This window comes from Rhodococcus sp. F64268 (assembly GCF_023015605.1).
GTDB lineage: Bacteria > Actinomycetota > Actinomycetes > Mycobacteriales > Mycobacteriaceae > Rhodococcus.
The window spans coordinates 32,236-49,284 of the sequence record NZ_JALKAI010000004.1; the positions used below are offsets into that span (position 1 = coordinate 32,236).

Consider the following 17,049-nt stretch of genomic DNA (forward strand, 5'->3'; position numbering starts at 1 on the left):
GGAAGCGGAGGGATTTGAACTCTCCCGGACCCCCAGGTCAGACGGCCGAAAACGATTCTACCTGTGCATTCACCACTTCCGAGATCGCACCCATTCGCACCGAATCGACAGCGGGTGTGCCCAAAATGTGCCCACGGTAGAGAGGTCCACGGTGAACCGCTCCACCCAACCCCCACCGACCCGACGAACGGCCGTCAGCGTCGATCCTGCGGCGCGCTGTATCGCACGGAGAGCGACGAAAAACCCCGCCCCGGCACCCTAGGTAGTAGAAAACGACACAACCCCCGCCACACGGGGCGGGGGCTGTGCGGACATCGACGATCTACACGCGATTCTATCCCGAATGCCCACCCAAAACCGACATCCGACACGTCCGTTGCCAGGAAGCCCAGACCCGTAGGGAACCTGTGCAGCAAGGCCGTAGGGGTGTCCGGCCTACTCCCGTCGAGGGGGGCATGGGTGGGGTCAACGGTCGCCACCGTGCATCACTTGCCGGCGCACCGCCCGGTTCTGCACGATCATCTCCACCGCACCACCCGGCCACGGATTCGTGCGCGCCCACTCACGGCGAGCAGCACACCAGGCATGGACGCGTTCGGCTGTGGTGCCCGACCAGTCACCGATGTCGAAGGTCCACAGCATCGGCGGCACCTGCCCGGCCTCGTCGATCCGCCGGCGCCTCACGCCGACCCCCGAATCCCGTACACCCCTCGAGGTGCACGCACCGGACGAGAAGCATCCTCGACAGGGATGTTCAAGGCTGCGAGCAGACGAGCCAACACGATGCGCTGCTGCCTGAGTTCGGCGACGGCAGGATGCACGCGCCTGCCCTGCGGCGAGTTCTGCATCGGGCCGTCATCCTTCACCACAGCCTGCAGCTGCTCGATCTGGTCCACGGTTCGCACCGCTTCCCGAAGGACAGCAACCTCGTGAGTGTCGAGCTCGTACTCATCGAGCACCGCGTTCCACAGGCGACGGCCCACAGCGGTGCATCCAGGTGGGGGTTTGGGCTTCATCGGGCCTCCATAGGGTCAGAGTGTTTGGCGCTCACGGGGGGATCTCTCAACGCCGGAGGAGAGCGGAGCGGGGTGGGGCGAGGAGGTGGCCCCTGGGGGTGGCGCTGCTGTGCGGTCACCATTGCTGTGAGGTGGGGAGCGGCAGGCTTGTGGTGGGGACTTGGAAGGGTTCGCCGTATGCCTTGCCGCCTTTGGCGAGGTTGCAGGGCCGGCACGACAGGACGAGGTTGTTGGGGTCGTGGGCGAGGTCGGGGCGCTCGATGTATGGGATGAGGTGGTCGATCTCGATTGCGCCGGGTTCACCACGCTTGGCTTTGGGGTCCAACGCTGTTCCGCAGTGGTGGCACTGGTGTGTGCGGGTGTGGATGAGGCGTGTCCTGATGCGCTTCCATCGTGTGGTTGCGGTGCGTGGTGTTGTGGGGCGCGGCATGGTGTCTCCGGTTGTGGTGGGTGGGCGTCGGTCCAGGAGGGGAAGCCGACGCCCACCCGTTCCCGCACGGATGCTGGCGTGCGGGAAGTGTGTTAGGCCAGTTCGTCTTCGGGGTCGATCTCCACGCGTACTGATCCGGCGTACTTGCCTTCTCCGCGTATGTACTTCACTTCGATGGGTGCGGGTCGGCGGTAGGGCGTGAAGGTGTCGGGGTGTGCTGCTCGGATGGTTGCTCCGAGGCGTGCGAGTGCTCCCCACTTACCGGTGCGTCCGGTGTTGGTTTCCCAGGCTTCCCACAGGCGCCTGCGGTGGTGTCCTGCGGTGTCGACGGTGAGGGGCAGCAGGGCGTCGTTGTCGTGGGCGCGGAGGCCGGCGAGTACTGCTGCTGCTCGGAGTGCGGGGAGTTGCTGGTCGAGTTCGACGGCGTGGATCGAGGCGTCGGTCCAGGCTTTGCGGGCCTTCTCGGGCTGGGTAACCATCTGCTCGGCGGGTAGGTCGGGGTCTGCTGCGCTCACAGCTTTGGTGAACGCTGCTGCGGTGGCGGTGAACTTGTCGGCGAGGGTGCGGTAGTTCGCATCGGCGACGGGTTCGTAGGCGTTGCGGAGGGCGAGCAGGACGGGTGCTTTCAGTTCTTTGGTGAGGTCGGCTTGTTCGATGCTTCCGCAGCGTTCTGCGAGGGCCAGTGCCCGTAGCTGTGCGAGGTCGCTGGTGTCGTCTGGTGTGGTGATCGCGTCGGCGAGCAGGATGCTGGTGTCGTGGCCGATGCCGAGGTAGCGGCTCCACCGTGCGCTGATGGTGGTGTAGGTGTCGGGGACGGTGCCGCCGGCGGCTGCGACGGTGTTGATCTGTTCGCGGAAGGCGTCGAGGGGGTGTGTTCCGAGCATGGTGGGGTCCTTAGAGTTCGCGGCTGCGGTTGAGTTTCGCGCCGATGATGCGGGCGAGTCCTTCGTCGTCGTTGAGGGCGACGGGTGCCGGCTGGTCGGGTTCGGGGGTGCGGTTGAGTTCGCGGTGGATGAGGTCTCGCACGTTGGCGGGGCCGGGGTCGGTTCCGCGGGCTTCGGAGATGGTGCGGCGGAGCTCGTCGTCGGTCATGGCGGCGAGCATGTCCAGCAACTCGTGCCGGGTGGGGCTCATGCGGCCCGTCCTTTCACGTGTTCGTCGACGGCGGCACGTGGGATGAGCCAGCGGCCTGCGTGGAGGTGTCCGTCGAGTTGGGGTGCGAGTCGGCGTGCTTGGCGTTGGCTGCATCCGAGCATTCGTGCCGTCTCCTGTATGTCGAGCAGTTCGGTTGAAGTGTGTTGTGCGCGTGTGGGTTCGGTGTCCGTGGTTCCGGGTTCGGTCACGGCTGCTGCGAGTTCGGTGAGTTCTCGGGGGACGGGGTAGCCGTTGCGGTGCCGTGCTGCGATGGCGACGCGTACGGCGTAGCGCACGGTGGTGAGGGCGTCTCCGGTGAGCAGGACGACTCCGGGGGCGAGGTGTTGCACGGTCATGCTCGGCCCTGCCTCAGTTTTTCGGCGGCGTCGACGAGCTGGTCTGCGAGAGCGATTGCTTCGGATGAGCGCATGGCGATGGAGACTCCGCTGAACTCGAAGAGCACCGGGAAAGGTTGTCCGGGGTTGGCGGTCACTTTCGCCTTGCTGCGGTGGACGACGAGTCTCATGCTGCGGGGGTGTCCTTTCGTCCGGGGCGGCCGGGTAGTCCGTGGACTTTGCCGCCCCATATCCCGAGGGGGTGTTCTTGTTTGTGTGCTGCGGTTCGGCAGGGTCCTTGGACCGGGCAGCGTGTGCATTCGGTTCGTGCCCATGCCAGTCGTGCCGATCGCTGCTCTGCGGTCTCGTCTTCGAGTTCGGCATCGAACAGGGGGTGCCGGCCGCTGCATCGGGCACCGGTGAGGCGGTCGTCGATCAGTGCGGCGATCGGGTCCGGGATCCGTGGTGCTCGAGCTGCCCGGCGATTCATCGCAGACCTGCCAGGACAATGAGGGGGAGACTTTCGGCGGCCTGGAACTCGAGTTCGCGTGGGATGAGCTTGTCGACCCTGCTCTCCGCGATACAGCGCCACTCGGCCTCGAGTCGGTCGAGATCGCAGAACTCCCCTGCTTGCCGCGCATTGTGGTCGAGATCGTGGCGGCTGGCAGCGTTGCAAGTGAACCCGCAGATGGTCCCGGCGTAGTGCTTGCTCCGCTGAACCGACCATTGCAGGGTGCGTCCGTGGGAGCTACTGACCGAGAAGGTACGTGCCTGCTTGTCTGCCGTTCCGCGGTGGAACAGCCAGTGCGAGAACTGTTCGGGGGCAGGTTCCATCCAACTATCCCGACGAATCGCAGATCGGACGAGAGCGTTGTTCTTTCGGTTCCGCCCAATGACGTTGATTGCGTACTCGTCATCCTTGCTGTCACGAACACGCCCGAACGGTTCGATCTCAGACCAAGGGATGGTGTCGAGCTGGCGGTACACGCTCAAGGTGACTTGACGCTTGCCGATCATGAGGGCACGGACTTCGGCCGTGAGCGTTTCGATTGTGGTGGTGGTCTGTTCGGTCATGATTCCTCGTTCTCCGGGGGGTGTACGGGGCGCGAGGGGGGTACGGGGGTACAAAGCCGTACCCCCCTCGTTAGTGCAGGTCAGCGGGTGTTTTCCTGGGGGGTACCGGCCGTACCCCCGTACCCCCCGGCTAGGGCGTACTCCCCACCCAATTCGCTGACGTGCCCTTCGTCGATCAGGTCGGCCAATGTCGCGTCGAGTTCGCGGCGAAGTTCGTGGCGCATGTCCCCGCGGAGTTGTTTACGGGAGCACTGCCCGCGGCGTTCGAGCACACGGATAACGGCATCGCGGGCCCGTTTCCGAATCCGCTCACTCGCGCGGTCTTCGACGATGCCGTCTGCTTCGGCGCGTTCCTCGGCCCGTGCCCGGTTGACCTTGCGACGCTGTTCCTCGAGGACTCGGAGCATGTGGTCTCGGGTCCGGTCCGAGACCCGCATGACTTGCCCTGCGATGCGCCAGTCGTCCTCGTTGATGTCGATGCGCCCGTCGAGGATTGCCAATCCCACAGCGGTCTTCTCCTGGCACAGGAAACGGTGTGAGGCCATCGGATCGGTGGATACGCCGATCACCCGGTCATAGCGGGCTCGGCGGATCTCTTCTACGACGCTGTCCGGGACTTTCACCTCGACTCGTTTCGCTCCGTAGTTCCTGACGACGATCTCGAGCGGTTCGGGTTGTTCCGGAGGGGGCCACGGTGCGGATCGGTCGGTAGCGGGGAGCCACATGAATCGCTGCGGGAGACCGTCCTTCGCGCCGGCGAGCAGTGCATCGGCGTTCTCGGGCTGGACACCGACCGCCATGCACAGCCGGTACGAGTGCGGCGGCAGTACCGAGTGTGTGGACTTCTGCGCGTTCTGAAACCCGATCTGCTCCCCGATGTAGGCGGCGAGGAGTTGATCGTTCAGCGTGGCACCCTGCCGTGCGGCGAGGGCGCGGAGCGTGCCGATTTCTGCCACGTTCATGATCGCCCGCGTAGGCCGTTCGTCGTCCTCGTCATCGGGGCGACGGAACATCTTCGCCAGTCCCTCCCCGGTGCCGGCGGGCACAGTGGGGGTTTCGATCTCGCGGTTCCCCGTGGAGTGTTCAGCGACGAATCGGATCGCGTCACGGGCGACACCGAACGAGGCGGATTTACCACCACCGCTGTAGTCGCAGACTGCGAGGTACTGATTCAAGCTCGCATCGGTGCCGACGATGGGCGGAAGAACCACGTTCGCTTCGATGGATGCGTTCGCCCGCAGGATTGCGTGCCCGAACACAGCCCACGGCGGGGTGATACGTGCCCGGGCGAAATCACGAATATGGGCGAGCACGGGACGCTGTTCCCAGAATGCTTCGGAAGGCACGAGTTCGGTTACGGTCGCTGCGCTCATGCGGCCCTCCCCACGGTGCGCTGCGCGGATCGCAGGCACGTTTCGATCTCACGTTCGTCGAGACCGACCGCAACAGCCGCTGCCCGAATGTCGTCCAACAAAGACTGCTCCCCTCTTTCCAACGCTCGGCAGAACGCCCAGAACGTCATTGCATTGCGGTCTCCCTCCCCGGCTTCGGACACTTTGCGGACGATGCCGTGACTACGCTTCTCCGGGCTGACCACGGTCGGCTGCGGTACGTACTTCGGCGGTTCCACAAGAGGGAGCAGTCTTTGTGGCAGTGGTTTGATCTCGATGTTCCGTTCGATCACGTAGAGGAGTCCGGTGTCGGGGTGAACCGATCCGGGCATGACGGTGTAGCCGGTGCGACCGGACTTCAGGTCGATGCCGGGATAGTCGGCGAGCTTGCCGCGGATCTTCCCGTCGAAGCGGAAGTAGGCGTGCCGGCCTCCGCTGCCGGTGCGCACCACGAGGGTGTCGAGCGCATCAGGTCCGAGTTCGTCGAGGTTGCCACCGTTGCGGGGGTCCTCGTCGAGGACGATCACACCTTCTCGCCGGCCTCCCCAGTTGCACCGCGGGTATTGGCGGGCAAGTCGGTTGAGTTCGTCGCGGTCGGTGGTGAAGGCGTGGAATCCGCCGGGCAGAAACGCTTTCTTGCCGTCGAGTGGTCCGAGAGCGAAACCGCGTTCGAGCATCACGCGGGGGTGATTGTCGGTCACGCTGCCTCCCCGGTGATGGGAAGGGCGGTGCGTCGCCACACTCGGGCGGGGGCATCCCAGTCGTCATCTGCGGCACGTGGCCCGTATCCGTGGAATTCGATGTATCCGCGGCGTTGCAGTTCCCGCACGAGCGCGCCACGGCGACAGGGCTTGTCGTCTGCATAGGGCGGGAGGTACAGCGCCATCTGTGCCGCGGTGAACGTCGCGCCAGCGGGCAGGTGGGAGACCCACTGCTGTGCCAGCGCGAGGAGGTTGCTGTGCGCGGCAGCGAGCGCATTGTCAGTCCCGTTCGGGATACTCTTGCCTTGACGCATGTGGCTGCGTCCTTTCGGGTTCGGTGGGCCGGGAGACCTTGGTTCGGGGCTCCCGGCCCGTGGGCGTTCAACGAGGTGTGCGGGTTCGTTTGAGCGCGGTAGATCAGCGGAATCAGGTCATGTCGTTGACCGCCTCATTGCCTTCGTGGCGTCCTCTCCGAAGGTGTCGCGGCACACCTGCCGGTCGTGTGCGCGCGCGAGGAGCAGGCCGACGTTCTGTGCTGCGACGATCGAGATCAGCAGAATTTCGAGGAGGCTCACTTCGCCTCCCGGGCTGCCCAGTACTCGAGCGCGCCGTGCATGTCGCTCCGGCCGGTAGCTGCCTGATATTCCTTCGATCGGCGGATACCGGACTTGATCCATTCGGCCGGCAGCGTCCACTGCTGGCCGTTGTGTCGCGCCGATTCGGCGAGGATGTCCGTAAGCGGGACACCGAGTAGCAGGGACATGCCCTTGGGGGCGATCATCGGTTCGCCATCGATCTCGCGGAACAGTTCGTTGTCGCTCACATCGACTCCCGGACATCAGCAGCGGCGCGGATCTCGTCCTCGTCGCGGCGCAGCGACTTCGACCCCTGCCCGACGATGGCGCGGTACTCCGCAGTGATCTGTTCGACCACGGTCAGGAAGTCGTCGAGCTGCCCGTCGAGGATGGTGAGGTCGGAGAACATCTGCCCACCGGCCTGGTCGCTCGAGTCGATGGTGAGCTCGAGTTCGTCGAAGACGATTTCGCCGTTCTCTGCGCGTCGGGCGTACTGGGTGATTTCTGCGCGGAACGGTCCGCTTCGGGCTACGGAGAGGACGACGAGGAAGCCGTCCTCCTGGTCTTTGATCGATCTCGCGGCAAGCGCTTCGAGTGCTTCCTCACGGCCGTGCACGATGTCGGTAGACTGCATTGCAGAATCTCCTTCTTCCTGGTTGGACGGTTCCTTGCCCTCGACGCCCTGCACGGCGTCGGGGGCATTTTCTTGCTGGCGGACGACGATGTGCTGGTTCTGCACCATCGAGAGCGCCATGCCTTCGTCGACGAAGTGCACGACCGACCAGCCGGGGGCGCCGGGACGAGACGAGTCGATCTGGTACTCGGTGCCGTCCTCGTCGATCCAGAACGCGGCGGTCACGCTGCGCCCGGGGTGTCGTCGGTGCGCTGCATCAGATTCGCTTCGGTCCAGGCGTAGACGTCGGTCCAGCGGTAGAGAACACGACGTCCGTGCTTCACGAATCTCGGGCCGATGCCGCGGTAACGATCCTGGGCGAGCTTCTTGGTGGTGGTGCGCAGATATTCGGCGAGTTCGTCCGCCGTTGCGAGTGCCGATTCGGCCATCTTCCTCATCCCCTTCGGTTTCTGATTGGGTGTTTCATCACCCGCGCATTCAGTTGTACAGTGAATGAGCGGGATCTGCAAGACCCCATCAAGAGAGAGTGTTGGAGAACCCGCTCACAACGAGGCAGGCTTAACGAATGCCGCAGATCACGAAGAGGTCGACATCGATGCCGAACCATGAGGTCGCGCCGGGACTACTCGGCTACGAACAACTCGAAGTCACCGCTGGCCCCGAAGACGAGCTGGCGTACAAAGTGACCGCACAAATCGAACCGCACGGTGGCAAGTACATCGTCACGAAGATCGTCGCCGAGCAAGTTCCGGACGGGCCACCGATTCAACGCGGTGAGCTTGCCAAGATTTCGATGGAACCGTTTGTTCGCGAAGCGGCGCGAGAGATCAGCATGTTGACCGGTGAAGGCAAGAGCCGGCCGATCGCGAGTGCACCAGAGTTCTGGGACAAGCTCGAGGCGACCAAGACGGTCTCCGACGAGGACCTGCCGCAGCTGGCAGCGCTCTACCGCTGGGTTCGGCTACAGGATGGTCGACCGACCACGATCATGGCGCGGGACTTCGACGTGTCCCCCGCTACAGTCCGCCGCTGGCTAGTCCGCGCTGTCGAGGCCGGCCACCTCACGCAAGAGGAACGGACCAAGTAACCGATGGCGACGATTGAGTCGTACGAAACATCCTCCGGGAAGCGGTATATGGTCCGATTCCGCACACCCGACCGAACCCAATCGAAGAAACGCGGATTCAAGACGAAGCGGGAAGCGGAACGGTTCGCAGCCACCGTCGAAGTCGAGAAGATGCGCGGCGAATACGTACCACCAGCACTCGGCCGAATCACGATCGGAGAGCTGGCACCGGAGTGGCTGACACGCAAGAAGGTCGACACGAAAGCCTCGACGTACAACGCGATCGATTCATCGTGGCGTACGCACGTCGAACCACGATGGGGAACGACACGAATCGCCGACATCAAGCTAGGTGCCGTCGAACGGTGGATCGCCGACATGGGACGCGACGAGCTCGACGAAGACGGAGAGATCGTCGTGAAAGGATCCGGGGCCACCGTGGTGATCCGTGCATACGGGGTCCTCGCGGGGATCCTCGACGACGCGGTGAAGAACGGGCGGATCGTGAAGAACCCGGCCCGCGGAGTCGAGAACCTGCCACGGAAGTCGAAGCGCCGACACAAGTACCTCACAGCCGACGACGTTGCGACGCTGGCACACGAGGCCGGCCGAAACGGTGCGCTCGTCCTGGTGCTCGCCTACTGCGGACTCCGGTGGGGCGAAGCGATCGGGCTCCGGATACGGGACATCGACTTCCTACGACGGCGTCTGACCGTGCACGAGAACGCGGTCCAGGTCAGAACGAAGCACGTCGTCGGCACCACGAAGGGCGACAAGGTCCGATCCGTGCCGGTGCCGGCTTTCGTCCTCGACGAGCTGGCGAAGCAGTGTGAGGGACGCAGCCGCGACGATCTCGTCTTCCCGGGCCGCGACGGCGAGCACATGCGTCGACCGGTCAGCCACAGCGGATGGTTCGAGCTGGCAGTGAAGCGCGCGGGAATCGAACGCGTGACTCCGCACGATCTACGACACACAGCGGCATCCCTGGCAGTCGCGGCCGGAGTGAACGTGAAGGCGCTACAGAGGATGCTCGGACACGCGTCGGCGGCGATGACACTCGACACGTACAGCGACCTGTTCGACGAGGATCTGGACGCTGTTGCGGTCGTGCTCGATCATGCCTATTCGGGGGCGGGTGTGCCCAAAATGTGCCCACCGGAACCGATCGAGCAGTCCACAGAGGCATGAAAAAGCCCCTCACCTGCGTGAACAGGTGAGGGGCTCTGGCGGAAGCGGAGGGATTTGAACCCCCGGTCGCTCTCACGACGCTCGCTTTCAAGGCGAGTGCATTCGGCCGCTCTGCCACGCTTCCGTGCCAAATCCTAACCGCATCCCCCAACTACTTTTCAGCGAGGGCCCCGTCCACCCGCGCAAAAATTCGGGCCAGGGTCGTCAACTCGCTCTTGCTCAGCAAATCGATGAGGTTGGTACGCACATCGTCGACGTGGGTGGGAGCAGCTTCCGCGAGGCGACGACGACCCTCGTCGGTGACGGTGGCCAGCACGCCGCGACCGTCGTCGGGGCACGAACTCCGCACGACCATTCCGTCGGTCTCCATACGCCGGATCTGATGGGTGAGGCGACTGCGGGACGACAGCACACCGTCGGCGAGTTCACTCATGCGCAGGGACCCATCGGGAGCTTCGGTCAGCATGACGAGGATCCGGTATTCGGCAAGAGACAACCCGTGCTTGTCATGCAGGTTCCGATTGAGCACTTCCATCAACCGGCCATTGCCATCCATATACCGTCGCCAGGCGTTCTGCTCCTCCGCGGTCAGCCAGTTCGGTGTGTCATGTTCGCCGGTCACGCGGGAAGTGTAATCACGTGCCTGCCGGAGAAGTTACCGCCAGGTACTCCCCGGAGGGCATGTGCGAGTCATTGCCCTATCTCGAGCCCGTCACGATAACGTCGTCGACATGCACGCAATCGTCGCCACCGAACCCGGTGGGCCCGAGGTTCTCCAGTGGATCGAACAGCCGGACCCGGAGCTCGGTCCCGGACAGGTTCTTCTCGATGTCGCCGCCACTGCGGTCAACCGAGCCGACCTGCTGCAGCGTCGGGGTCTGTATCCGCCACCGCCCGGGGCCAGCGAGATCCTCGGACTCGAATGCTCCGGTGTGATCACCGAGCTGGGCGAGGGTGTATCCGGATGGAAGATCGGCGATCGCGTCTGCGCGCTGCTCACCGGCGGCGGGTACGCGGAACAGGTTGTGGTTCCCGCCTCGCAGCTACTGCCGGTACCTGCCGGCATGGACCTCGCTGCGGCAGCATCTCTGCCCGAGGTCGCGTGCACGGTGTGGTCGAACGTCGTCATGAGCGCCGGTCTGACCCGCGGAGATGTCCTGCTCGTGCACGGCGGAGGCGGCGGTATCGGTACGCATGCCATCCAGGTCGGTAAGGCCCTCGGCGCAACGGTGGCGGTCACGGCGTCCGCAGGCAAACTCGATCGCTGCCGTGAACTCGGTGCAGACCTGGCGATCGACTACCGCGCTCGAGATTTCGTCGCCGAGGTGAAGAAGGCCTACGGCGGCGCGAACGTGGTGCTCGACAACATGGGCGCGGCGTACCTGTCGCGCAATATCGACGTCCTCGCCCCCGACGGCACGCTCGTGGTGATCGGGATGCAGGGCGGCACCAAGGGCGAATTGAATCTCGGCAAGCTCCTCGCCAAGCGTGGACACGTCGTTGCAACAGGGTTGCGCGGCCGGCCCGATACCGGGAAATCGGGCAAGAGCGCGATCGTCGCAGCCGTCCGTGAACATCTCTGGCCGCTGGTTGCCGAAGGCAAGGTCCAACCCGTCGTGCACGCCGAGCTCCCCATCGCGGAAGCCGCCAAGGCCCACGAACTTCTCGACTCCCCGGAAACAGTGGGCAAGGTGGTGCTCGAGATCGACCGCAGGTGAGCTCAGAGGTGAGCTCAGAGATTGCGGAGTTCGCGGACGAGCTGGTCGATCTCGAACGCCGTGGTGTAGGGCGCGAGGCCGACGCTGACAGCGCCGCCCTCGTCGCTCACACCCAGTGAGTCGAGCAACCGGCTCGTCCCGCGAGTGCTCGCGACCGTCGCGATGCGGCGATCCGCCAGGTGCGCAGCCACCTTGTCCGCGGGCACACCGTCGATCGTGAAGCTGATCGTGGGTACCCGACTCGACGCACGTCCGAGCACAACGACACCGGTGAGGCTGTCGAGCTGGCGCAGCAGCCGTTCGAAGAGTTTGTCCTGGTAGTGCTGCATCGAGCTGATGGAAATCTCGAGCCGTTCCCGTCGGGTCCCGGTGGCTTCGTCGTCGAGCGAGGACAGAAAATCGATCGACGTGGTGACACCCGCGAGCAGCGCGTACTGATGGCCCCCGACTTCGAGCCGTTCCGGCCCTCGGGCCTGCGAGTCGAGTGACATCGCCGGGACCCGGTCGAGGTGCGCAGCGTCGGCGAAGACCAGCGCGCCGATCTGTGGCCCGCCCCACGCGGCAGCGTCGACGGTGACGATGTCGGCGCCGAGATCGGCCATGTCGAGGTGGGCGTACGGTGCGGCACCTGCGGCGTCGACGACCATGAGGCCCCCCACGTCGTGGACCAGGTCGGCCACCACCCGGACATCGGGCGCCGAGCCGACGATCGACGAGGCCGCCGACAAAGCGACCAGACGCGTCGTCGGGGTGATCAGTTCCTCGTACTGCCAGGCCGGCATGTCACAGGTCTCGATGTCGACCTCGGCCCAACGCACCTGCGCGCCGTAACGGCTCGCCACCCGCAGCCATGGCGCCACGTTCGCCTCATCATCGAGACGCGAAAGCACCATGCCGGTACCGAGCCCGAGTCTCGGGCTCAGCGATTCGGCCAGCCACGCGAGCAACACGGCGCGACTCGGTCCGAGGACCACTGCGGCAGGATCGCCGCCCACGACGTCGGCGATGGCGGTGCGCGCCGCGTCGAGAATCCCTGCGCTGCGACGGTTCGAGACATGCCGGCCCGCCGCCGATCCTGCAGCGTTCCGGAACGCTGTCGAGACGGTGCGCGACACCGCGTCAGGGATCTGCATGCCTGCCTGCGGATCGAGGTGGATCCAACCGTCGCCGAGCGAGGGGATCAACCCCCGAATCCGGGCAACGTCGTAAGCCATGGCAGACACTCTAAATCTTGGAGTCAACCGGCGGTTGTTCGCTCCCCGGGCAAGGCTCGACCGGTCGGTACGCTCGAACGGGAGAATCGCGGACATTCCACGCACAGATCGGGCCGATGCCCCAGCGCTCGGCCGGAAAGGCCAGAATTGACCCATGACGCATCCCGAGAATGACGATGTTCTGGTGATCGGCCCGGACGGACAGCCCGTCCGTATTCCCCGTGGCGAAGTGGGGCAGCCCGAGGTGCCGGGATCGCAAGAAGCGTCCGCGGACGAGGCCGGTTCCGGCGAGACCCTCGCCGACATGGTCGAGCAACCCGCGAAGGTCATGCGTATCGGCACCATGATCAAGCAACTGCTCGAAGAGGTGAAGTCCGCGCCCCTCGACGATGCGAGCCGAGCACGGCTCAAGGAGATCCACCACTCCTCGATCCAGGAACTCGAAAAAGGTCTCGCGCCGGATCTGCGCGAAGAACTCGAGCGGCTCGCGCTGCCGTTCAGCGAAGACTCCGTGCCGTCCGACGCCGAACTTCGTATCGCCCAGGCTCAGCTCGTCGGGTGGTTGGAGGGCTTGTTCCACGGCATCCAGACCGCTCTGTTCGCTCAGCAGATGGCGGCCCGCGCGCAGCTCGAACAGATGCGCCAGGGCGCGCTGCCGCCCGGATTGAACATCCAGGCCGGAGCGGACGACCAGCAAGGCCACGGCCACACGGGCACCGGCCAGTACCTGTAGGCGTCGAGCATCAGAAGCGGACCGGTAGGCTCGAAACTCGTGTCAGCGTCTGGAGCAGCATCGTGAGCCGAGTCAGCATCGAAACCCGAAACGCATGCGTCGACTTTCCGATCTTCGACGCCAAAACTCGGTCGTTGAAGAAGGCGTTCCTGGGCAAGGCCGGCGGCTCGATCGGCCGCAACGCCTCCGACGTCGTCGTCGTCGAAGCGCTCCGCGACATCACCATGTCGTTGAAAGAAGGCGACCGGGTCGGTCTCGTCGGCCACAACGGAGCTGGAAAGTCGACGCTGCTGCGCCTGTTGTCGGGCATCTACGAGCCGACGCGCGGCGCGGCGCGGGTGCGCGGACGTGTCGCGCCGGTATTCGACCTCGGTGTGGGCATGGACCCCGAGATCTCCGGTTACGAGAACATCCTCATCCGCGGCATGTTCCTCGGCATGAGCCGCAAGCAGATGCTGGCAAAGGTCGACGAGATTGCCGAGTTCACCGAGCTCGGCGACTATCTGTCGATGCCGCTGCGCACCTATTCGACGGGCATGCGCGTGCGTGTCGCGCTGGGTGTGGTCACCAGCATCGACCCGGAGATCTTGCTCCTCGACGAAGGCATCGGCGCAGTCGACGCCGAGTTCATGAAGAAGGCTCGCGTCCGGTTGCAGGAACTGGTGGCGCGCTCGGGGATTCTCGTCTTCGCGAGCCACTCCAACGAGTTCCTCGCACAGTTGTGCGACCGGGCCATGTGGATCGATCATGGCCGGATTCGACAGGAAGGCGGCATCGAAGACGTGGTGCGTGCCTACGAGGGCGACGACGCGGGCGACCACGTGCGCACTGTCCTCGAAGAACTCGAACGTGAACGCACCGCCGCCGGATCGGCTTCCGTCGTCGATGCGGATCCGATGGGCGGCAACGGTGCCTGACGAACGCATCATCGGCGTCGTCGTCACCCATCGGCGCCGCGAGCTTCTGGCCGAGTCGCTGAAGGTGCTGGCTGCGCAGACGCGCCCCCTCGATCATCTCGTCGTGGTGGACAACGCGGACGAAGACGAGGTGCGTGTGCTCGTCGACGCGGTCGAGATTCCCACGACCTATCTCGGGTCGAAGCACAATCTGGGGGGAGCCGGCGGCTTCGCGCTCGGCATTCTGTACGCGCTGTCATTGGGGGCCGACCGGGTGTGGCTCGCCGACGACGACGGTCGGCCTGAGGGTGATGAGGTTCTCGCGACGCTGCTCGACTGCGCGGAGCGCAATGGGCTGGCCGAAGTCTCCCCTGTCGTCTGCGACATCGCCGAGCCGGACCGGCTGGCGTTCCCCCTTCGCCGCGGAGTGGTGTGGCGGCGGTGGCGTCATGAACTCGGCGACGAGGACCTGCTGCCGGGTATCGCGTCGCTGTTCAACGGCGCATTGTTCACCGCGGATGCGATCGACGCTGTGGGCGTCCCCGACCTGCGGCTGTTCGTGCGCGGCGACGAGGTGGAGGTCCACCGACGGCTGGTACGTTCGGGGCTTCCTTTCGGGACGTGCCTGCAGACTGCCTACCTGCATCCTGATGGCGCCGACGAATTCAAGCCGATCCTCGGCGGACGGATGCACACCCAGTTCCCCGACAACGATGTCAAACGCTTCTTCACATACCGCAACCGCGGCTATCTGCTGTCACAACCCGGTCTGCGACGACTGCTGCCGCAGGAGTGGGTGCGGTTCGGCTGGTACTTCCTGGTGACCCGCCGTGACCCGGCCGGTTTGCGTGAGTGGGTGCGGCTACGCAAGTTGGGACGCGAGGAGAAGTTCGAGCGTCCCTGAGGGTGGATCCGTAGCGCCCCAGCCATTCACACCAATCCGCCCACGAACGTGTGCAGTCCCCTTTACACTTTTCGCACCATTCTTCCCTGGAGCGATCATGACAACTCGAGACAGTGCACCGTCCACCCTCTGCCATGCTTTCCAGTCCACCGCCGCGGCGTACCCCGACAGCGTCGCGCTGCGCACACCGGACGATTCTGTCCGGTACACATGGAGCCAGTACGCCGACCGCGTCGAGAGGCTCGCCGCCGGACTCGCCGGGCTCGGTGTTCGGCACGGCGACACTGTCGGTCTGATGCTCACCAACCGCCCGGAGTTCCACCTTCTCGACACTGCAGCATTCCATCTGGGCGCGACCCCCTTCTCGATCTACAATTCGCTCACCGCCGAACAGATCTCGCACGTGCTCGGTAATGCAGGCAACCGTGTGATGATCTGCGAAGAGCAGTTCGTCCCAGTATTGACGGAAGCGATCGGCACCACGAAGGTCGAGCACCTGGTGTGCATCGACGCAAAGCCCGAGGGAACGCTGTCGCTCGACGATCTGGAGGCTGCCGCCGATGCAGAATTCGACTTCGAGGCGGCGTGGAAGGCCGTGCAACCGTCGGACCTGCTCACTCTCATCTACACGTCCGGCACCACAGGACCCCCGAAGGGTGTCGAACTGACCCATGCGAATCTGCTCGCCGAATTGAAAGCGACCACCACGTTCCTGCCCACCGGTGTCGCCGACCGGATCGTGTCGTATCTGCCGGATGCACACATCGCGAACCGGTGGGGTTCGCACTACTCGAGCATCTATGGCGGTATGCAGATCACGACACTCGACGACCTCAAACAGGCGATCGCGGTGTTGCCGAGTGTCCGCCCAACGCTGTTCGGCGCTGTGCCGCAGGTCTGGTACAAGCTCAAGGCCGCGATCGACAAGACACTCGCCGAGGAATCCAGCCCGGTCAAGAAGAAGCTCGCGTTGTGGGCAATCGATGTCGGCCGCACGCGTGCGCGGCTGCAGTCCGACGGCAAGCCCGTCCCGAGGACGCTCGAATTACAGCATGGTCTCGCCGACAAGCTGGTGCTGTCGAAGATCCGACAGAAGCTCGGACTCGACGAGGTTCGCGCCGCCGTCACCGGCGCCGCCGCGATCTCGCCCGAGGTTCTCGAATTCGTACTGGCGCTGGGCATCCCGTGCTCCGAGGTGTGGGGTATGTCGGAGACGTCGTGCGTGGTGACCATGAACCGGCCCGGCGCCATTCGTATCGGAACGGTCGGCCGAGCGGTCCCCGGCGTGGAGATCAAGACCGCCGAGGACGGCGAACTCCTCGTCAGAGGCCCTCTGCTCATGAAGGGGTACCGCAACGATCCGGAGAAGACCGCCGACGCGATCGATTCCGAGGGATGGCTGCATACCGGCGACATCGCAGAGATCGACGACGACGGCTACGTTCGACTCATCGACCGCAAGAAAGAACTCATCGTCAACGCCGCGGGAAAGAACATGTCGCCCGCCAACATCGAAGGTGTTCTCCGCGCAGCGTGCCCGATGCTCGGAGGGGCCGTCGCCATCGGCAACGACAGGCCGTTCAACGTCGCATTGCTCGCACTCGACCCCGACGCACTCGCAGCATTCGCACAGGAGCACGGATTGTCCGGCACCCACGAGGAACTTGCCGACGATCCCGTCGTCCTCGATGCGATAGAGAAAGCAGTGCAGGTGGCGAATTCGAAGCTGTCGCGGGTCGAGCAGATCAAGAAGTACACGGTCTTGCCGACCATCTGGGAACCATCGGGTGACGAACTGACCCCCACGATGAAACTCAAGCGCAAGCCGATCGACGCCAAGTACGCCGAGCAGATTGCGAGCCTCTACGACAGCACGCCGTAGGTTCTTCTCGGCCGATCATTCTCGGCGTCGGACACTCCCGTACCGCACCGGTGGCCGCCGGTGCGGTACGGTTACGTGCGGTGTGCCGGGAAGTCTGGTCGGCGAGTGTTTTCTGCTGTCGAACCGGAGGTGTCATGATTCCGTCGTGCCATCGCAAC

25 protein-coding genes and 1 tRNA gene are annotated in these 17,049 nt (G+C 64.7%); 7 read left to right on the forward strand and 19 right to left on the reverse strand.

Annotation, left to right across the window (positions count from 1 at the left end):
• Positions 1-465: 465 nt before the first annotated feature.
• The 16 genes from MWU77_RS10485 to MWU77_RS10560 form a co-directional block, all read right to left on the reverse strand.
• Positions 466-684 (reverse strand): hypothetical protein, encoded by a 219-nt coding sequence (locus tag MWU77_RS10485; protein WP_247273615.1) that lies wholly within the window; start codon positions 682-684, stop codon positions 466-468.
• Positions 681-1,016, reverse strand: a complete 336-nt coding sequence (locus tag MWU77_RS10490) for a hypothetical protein (RefSeq protein WP_247273616.1) — start codon at positions 1,014-1,016, stop codon at positions 681-683. Before MWU77_RS10490 ends, MWU77_RS10485 begins: the two co-directional genes overlap by 4 nt.
• Before the next feature lie 115 nt (positions 1,017-1,131).
• The gene (locus MWU77_RS10495; RefSeq protein ID WP_247273617.1) at positions 1,132-1,446 is read right to left on the reverse strand and encodes an HNH endonuclease; all 315 of its coding nucleotides are present in this window, start codon (positions 1,444-1,446) and stop codon (positions 1,132-1,134) included.
• 92 nt (positions 1,447-1,538) lie between these two features.
• Entirely contained in the window at positions 1,539-2,330 is a 792-nt protein-coding gene (locus MWU77_RS10500; protein ID WP_247273618.1) for a hypothetical protein, read from the reverse strand.
• A gap of 10 nt (positions 2,331-2,340) precedes the next feature.
• Entirely contained in the window at positions 2,341-2,580 is a 240-nt protein-coding gene (locus tag MWU77_RS10505; RefSeq protein WP_094979661.1) for a hypothetical protein, read from the reverse strand.
• Positions 2,577-2,936, reverse strand: a complete 360-nt coding sequence (locus MWU77_RS10510; protein WP_106201253.1) for a helix-turn-helix domain-containing protein — start codon at positions 2,934-2,936, stop codon at positions 2,577-2,579. Before MWU77_RS10510 ends, MWU77_RS10505 begins: the two co-directional genes overlap by 4 nt.
• Positions 2,933-3,106: a hypothetical protein gene (locus MWU77_RS10515; RefSeq protein WP_247273619.1), complete on the reverse strand. Its 174-nt coding sequence runs from the start codon at positions 3,104-3,106 to the stop codon at positions 2,933-2,935. Before MWU77_RS10515 ends, MWU77_RS10510 begins: the two co-directional genes overlap by 4 nt.
• Positions 3,103-3,405, reverse strand: a complete 303-nt coding sequence (locus MWU77_RS10520) for a WhiB family transcriptional regulator (RefSeq protein WP_247273620.1) — start codon at positions 3,403-3,405, stop codon at positions 3,103-3,105. Before MWU77_RS10520 ends, MWU77_RS10515 begins: the two co-directional genes overlap by 4 nt.
• Complete coding sequence (locus MWU77_RS10525; RefSeq protein ID WP_247273621.1) at positions 3,402-3,989, reverse strand: hypothetical protein; 588 nt, start codon at positions 3,987-3,989, stop codon at positions 3,402-3,404. Before MWU77_RS10525 ends, MWU77_RS10520 begins: the two co-directional genes overlap by 4 nt.
• A gap of 80 nt (positions 3,990-4,069) precedes the next feature.
• On the reverse strand, positions 4,070-5,362 hold the full coding sequence (locus MWU77_RS10530) for a hypothetical protein (RefSeq protein ID WP_247273622.1): 1,293 nt from the start codon (positions 5,360-5,362) through the stop codon (positions 4,070-4,072).
• Positions 5,359-6,081, reverse strand: a complete 723-nt coding sequence (locus tag MWU77_RS10535) for a bifunctional DNA primase/polymerase (RefSeq protein WP_247273623.1) — start codon at positions 6,079-6,081, stop codon at positions 5,359-5,361. The genes MWU77_RS10530 and MWU77_RS10535 overlap by 4 nt, the downstream gene beginning before the upstream one ends.
• Complete coding sequence (locus tag MWU77_RS10540; RefSeq protein ID WP_247273624.1) at positions 6,078-6,395, reverse strand: hypothetical protein; 318 nt, start codon at positions 6,393-6,395, stop codon at positions 6,078-6,080. The genes MWU77_RS10535 and MWU77_RS10540 overlap by 4 nt, the downstream gene beginning before the upstream one ends.
• A 117-nt stretch (positions 6,396-6,512) precedes the next feature.
• Positions 6,513-6,656, reverse strand: coding sequence for a hypothetical protein (locus MWU77_RS10545; protein WP_247273625.1), 144 nt, complete (start codon positions 6,654-6,656; stop codon positions 6,513-6,515).
• Positions 6,653-6,904: a hypothetical protein gene (locus MWU77_RS10550; protein WP_247273626.1), complete on the reverse strand. Its 252-nt coding sequence runs from the start codon at positions 6,902-6,904 to the stop codon at positions 6,653-6,655. Before MWU77_RS10550 ends, MWU77_RS10545 begins: the two co-directional genes overlap by 4 nt.
• Positions 6,901-7,515 carry a hypothetical protein gene (locus MWU77_RS10555; protein WP_247273627.1) on the reverse strand — a complete coding sequence of 205 codons (615 nt, stop codon included), beginning with the start codon at positions 7,513-7,515 and terminating at the stop codon, positions 6,901-6,903. Before MWU77_RS10555 ends, MWU77_RS10550 begins: the two co-directional genes overlap by 4 nt.
• Positions 7,512-7,718: a DNA-binding protein gene (locus tag MWU77_RS10560; protein ID WP_247273628.1), complete on the reverse strand. Its 207-nt coding sequence runs from the start codon at positions 7,716-7,718 to the stop codon at positions 7,512-7,514. The genes MWU77_RS10555 and MWU77_RS10560 overlap by 4 nt, the downstream gene beginning before the upstream one ends.
• A gap of 167 nt (positions 7,719-7,885) precedes the next feature.
• Between MWU77_RS10560 and MWU77_RS10565 the strand changes: the two genes are divergently transcribed.
• On the forward strand, positions 7,886-8,377 hold the full coding sequence (locus tag MWU77_RS10565; RefSeq protein WP_247273629.1) for a hypothetical protein: 492 nt from the start codon (positions 7,886-7,888) through the stop codon (positions 8,375-8,377).
• Positions 8,378-8,380: 3 nt separating this feature from the next.
• A complete protein-coding gene (locus MWU77_RS10570; protein ID WP_247273630.1) occupies positions 8,381-9,544 on the forward strand; it encodes a tyrosine-type recombinase/integrase in 1,164 nt (387 codons plus the stop codon).
• A 36-nt stretch (positions 9,545-9,580) separates the two neighbouring features.
• On the opposite strand, the gene MWU77_RS10575 is transcribed toward MWU77_RS10570, so the two are convergent.
• Together MWU77_RS10575 and MWU77_RS10580 are read right to left on the reverse strand one after the other, a co-directional pair.
• Positions 9,581-9,668, reverse strand: a tRNA-Ser gene (locus MWU77_RS10575).
• 27 nt (positions 9,669-9,695) lie between these two features.
• Positions 9,696-10,166 carry a MarR family winged helix-turn-helix transcriptional regulator gene (locus MWU77_RS10580; protein ID WP_247273631.1) on the reverse strand — a complete coding sequence of 157 codons (471 nt, stop codon included), beginning with the start codon at positions 10,164-10,166 and terminating at the stop codon, positions 9,696-9,698.
• Positions 10,167-10,275: 109 nt separating this feature from the next.
• On the opposite strand from MWU77_RS10580, the gene MWU77_RS10585 reads away from it, so the two are divergent.
• Positions 10,276-11,262, forward strand: a complete 987-nt coding sequence (locus tag MWU77_RS10585) for an NAD(P)H-quinone oxidoreductase (RefSeq protein ID WP_247273632.1) — start codon at positions 10,276-10,278, stop codon at positions 11,260-11,262.
• A 14-nt stretch (positions 11,263-11,276) separates the two neighbouring features.
• Here the strand turns inward: MWU77_RS10585 and MWU77_RS10590 are convergent, their stop codons facing one another.
• Positions 11,277-12,476, reverse strand: a complete 1,200-nt coding sequence (locus MWU77_RS10590; RefSeq protein ID WP_247273633.1) for a cysteine desulfurase-like protein — start codon at positions 12,474-12,476, stop codon at positions 11,277-11,279.
• A gap of 154 nt (positions 12,477-12,630) precedes the next feature.
• Here MWU77_RS10590 and MWU77_RS10595 point away from each other — a divergent pair, with 154 nt between their 5' ends.
• The 4 genes from MWU77_RS10595 to MWU77_RS10610 all read left to right on the forward strand — a co-directional run bounded on the left by MWU77_RS10595 (position 12,631) and on the right by MWU77_RS10610 (position 16,891).
• The gene (locus tag MWU77_RS10595; RefSeq protein ID WP_247273634.1) at positions 12,631-13,209 is read left to right on the forward strand and encodes a bacterial proteasome activator family protein; all 579 of its coding nucleotides are present in this window, start codon (positions 12,631-12,633) and stop codon (positions 13,207-13,209) included.
• Positions 13,210-13,268: 59 nt separating this feature from the next.
• Entirely contained in the window at positions 13,269-14,126 is an 858-nt protein-coding gene (locus tag MWU77_RS10600) for an ABC transporter ATP-binding protein (RefSeq protein WP_169689367.1), read from the forward strand.
• Positions 14,095-15,009 carry a glycosyltransferase gene (locus MWU77_RS10605; protein WP_169689366.1) on the forward strand — a complete coding sequence of 305 codons (915 nt, stop codon included), beginning with the start codon at positions 14,095-14,097 and terminating at the stop codon, positions 15,007-15,009. Before MWU77_RS10600 ends, MWU77_RS10605 begins: the two co-directional genes overlap by 32 nt.
• A gap of 97 nt (positions 15,010-15,106) precedes the next feature.
• Positions 15,107-16,891, forward strand: coding sequence for a long-chain fatty acid--CoA ligase (locus MWU77_RS10610; protein ID WP_169689285.1), 1,785 nt, complete (start codon positions 15,107-15,109; stop codon positions 16,889-16,891).
• Positions 16,892-17,049: the final 158 nt, after the last annotated feature.

Excerpts from the sequence above, each read along its gene's own strand:
- MWU77_RS10490 (WP_247273616.1), bottom strand. The coding sequence starts at position 1,016 with ATGAAGCCCAAACCCCCACCTGGATGCACCGCTGTGGGCCGTCGCCTG.
- MWU77_RS10495 (WP_247273617.1), bottom strand. The coding sequence starts at position 1,446 with ATGCCGCGCCCCACAACACCACGCACCGCAACCACACGATGGAAGCGC.
- MWU77_RS10500 (WP_247273618.1), bottom strand. The coding sequence starts at position 2,330 with ATGCTCGGAACACACCCCCTCGACGCCTTCCGCGAACAGATCAACACC.
- MWU77_RS10505 (WP_094979661.1), bottom strand. The coding sequence starts at position 2,580 with ATGAGCCCCACCCGGCACGAGTTGCTGGACATGCTCGCCGCCATGACC.
- MWU77_RS10510 (WP_106201253.1), bottom strand. The coding sequence starts at position 2,936 with ATGACCGTGCAACACCTCGCCCCCGGAGTCGTCCTGCTCACCGGAGAC.
- MWU77_RS10515 (WP_247273619.1), bottom strand. The coding sequence starts at position 3,106 with ATGAGACTCGTCGTCCACCGCAGCAAGGCGAAAGTGACCGCCAACCCC.
- MWU77_RS10520 (WP_247273620.1), bottom strand. The coding sequence starts at position 3,405 with ATGAATCGCCGGGCAGCTCGAGCACCACGGATCCCGGACCCGATCGCC.
- MWU77_RS10525 (WP_247273621.1), bottom strand. The coding sequence starts at position 3,989 with ATGACCGAACAGACCACCACCACAATCGAAACGCTCACGGCCGAAGTC.
- MWU77_RS10530 (WP_247273622.1), bottom strand. The coding sequence starts at position 5,362 with ATGAGCGCAGCGACCGTAACCGAACTCGTGCCTTCCGAAGCATTCTGG.
- MWU77_RS10540 (WP_247273624.1), bottom strand. The coding sequence starts at position 6,395 with ATGCGTCAAGGCAAGAGTATCCCGAACGGGACTGACAATGCGCTCGCT.
- MWU77_RS10560 (WP_247273628.1), bottom strand. The coding sequence starts at position 7,718 with ATGGCCGAATCGGCACTCGCAACGGCGGACGAACTCGCCGAATATCTG.
- MWU77_RS10565 (WP_247273629.1), top strand. The coding sequence starts at position 7,886 with ATGCCGAACCATGAGGTCGCGCCGGGACTACTCGGCTACGAACAACTC.
- MWU77_RS10570 (WP_247273630.1), top strand. The coding sequence starts at position 8,381 with ATGGCGACGATTGAGTCGTACGAAACATCCTCCGGGAAGCGGTATATG.
- MWU77_RS10585 (WP_247273632.1), top strand. The coding sequence starts at position 10,276 with ATGCACGCAATCGTCGCCACCGAACCCGGTGGGCCCGAGGTTCTCCAG.
- MWU77_RS10590 (WP_247273633.1), bottom strand. The coding sequence starts at position 12,476 with ATGGCTTACGACGTTGCCCGGATTCGGGGGTTGATCCCCTCGCTCGGC.
- MWU77_RS10595 (WP_247273634.1), top strand. The coding sequence starts at position 12,631 with ATGACGCATCCCGAGAATGACGATGTTCTGGTGATCGGCCCGGACGGA.
- MWU77_RS10605 (WP_169689366.1), top strand. The coding sequence starts at position 14,095 with ATGCGGATCCGATGGGCGGCAACGGTGCCTGACGAACGCATCATCGGC.
- MWU77_RS10610 (WP_169689285.1), top strand. The coding sequence starts at position 15,107 with ATGACAACTCGAGACAGTGCACCGTCCACCCTCTGCCATGCTTTCCAG.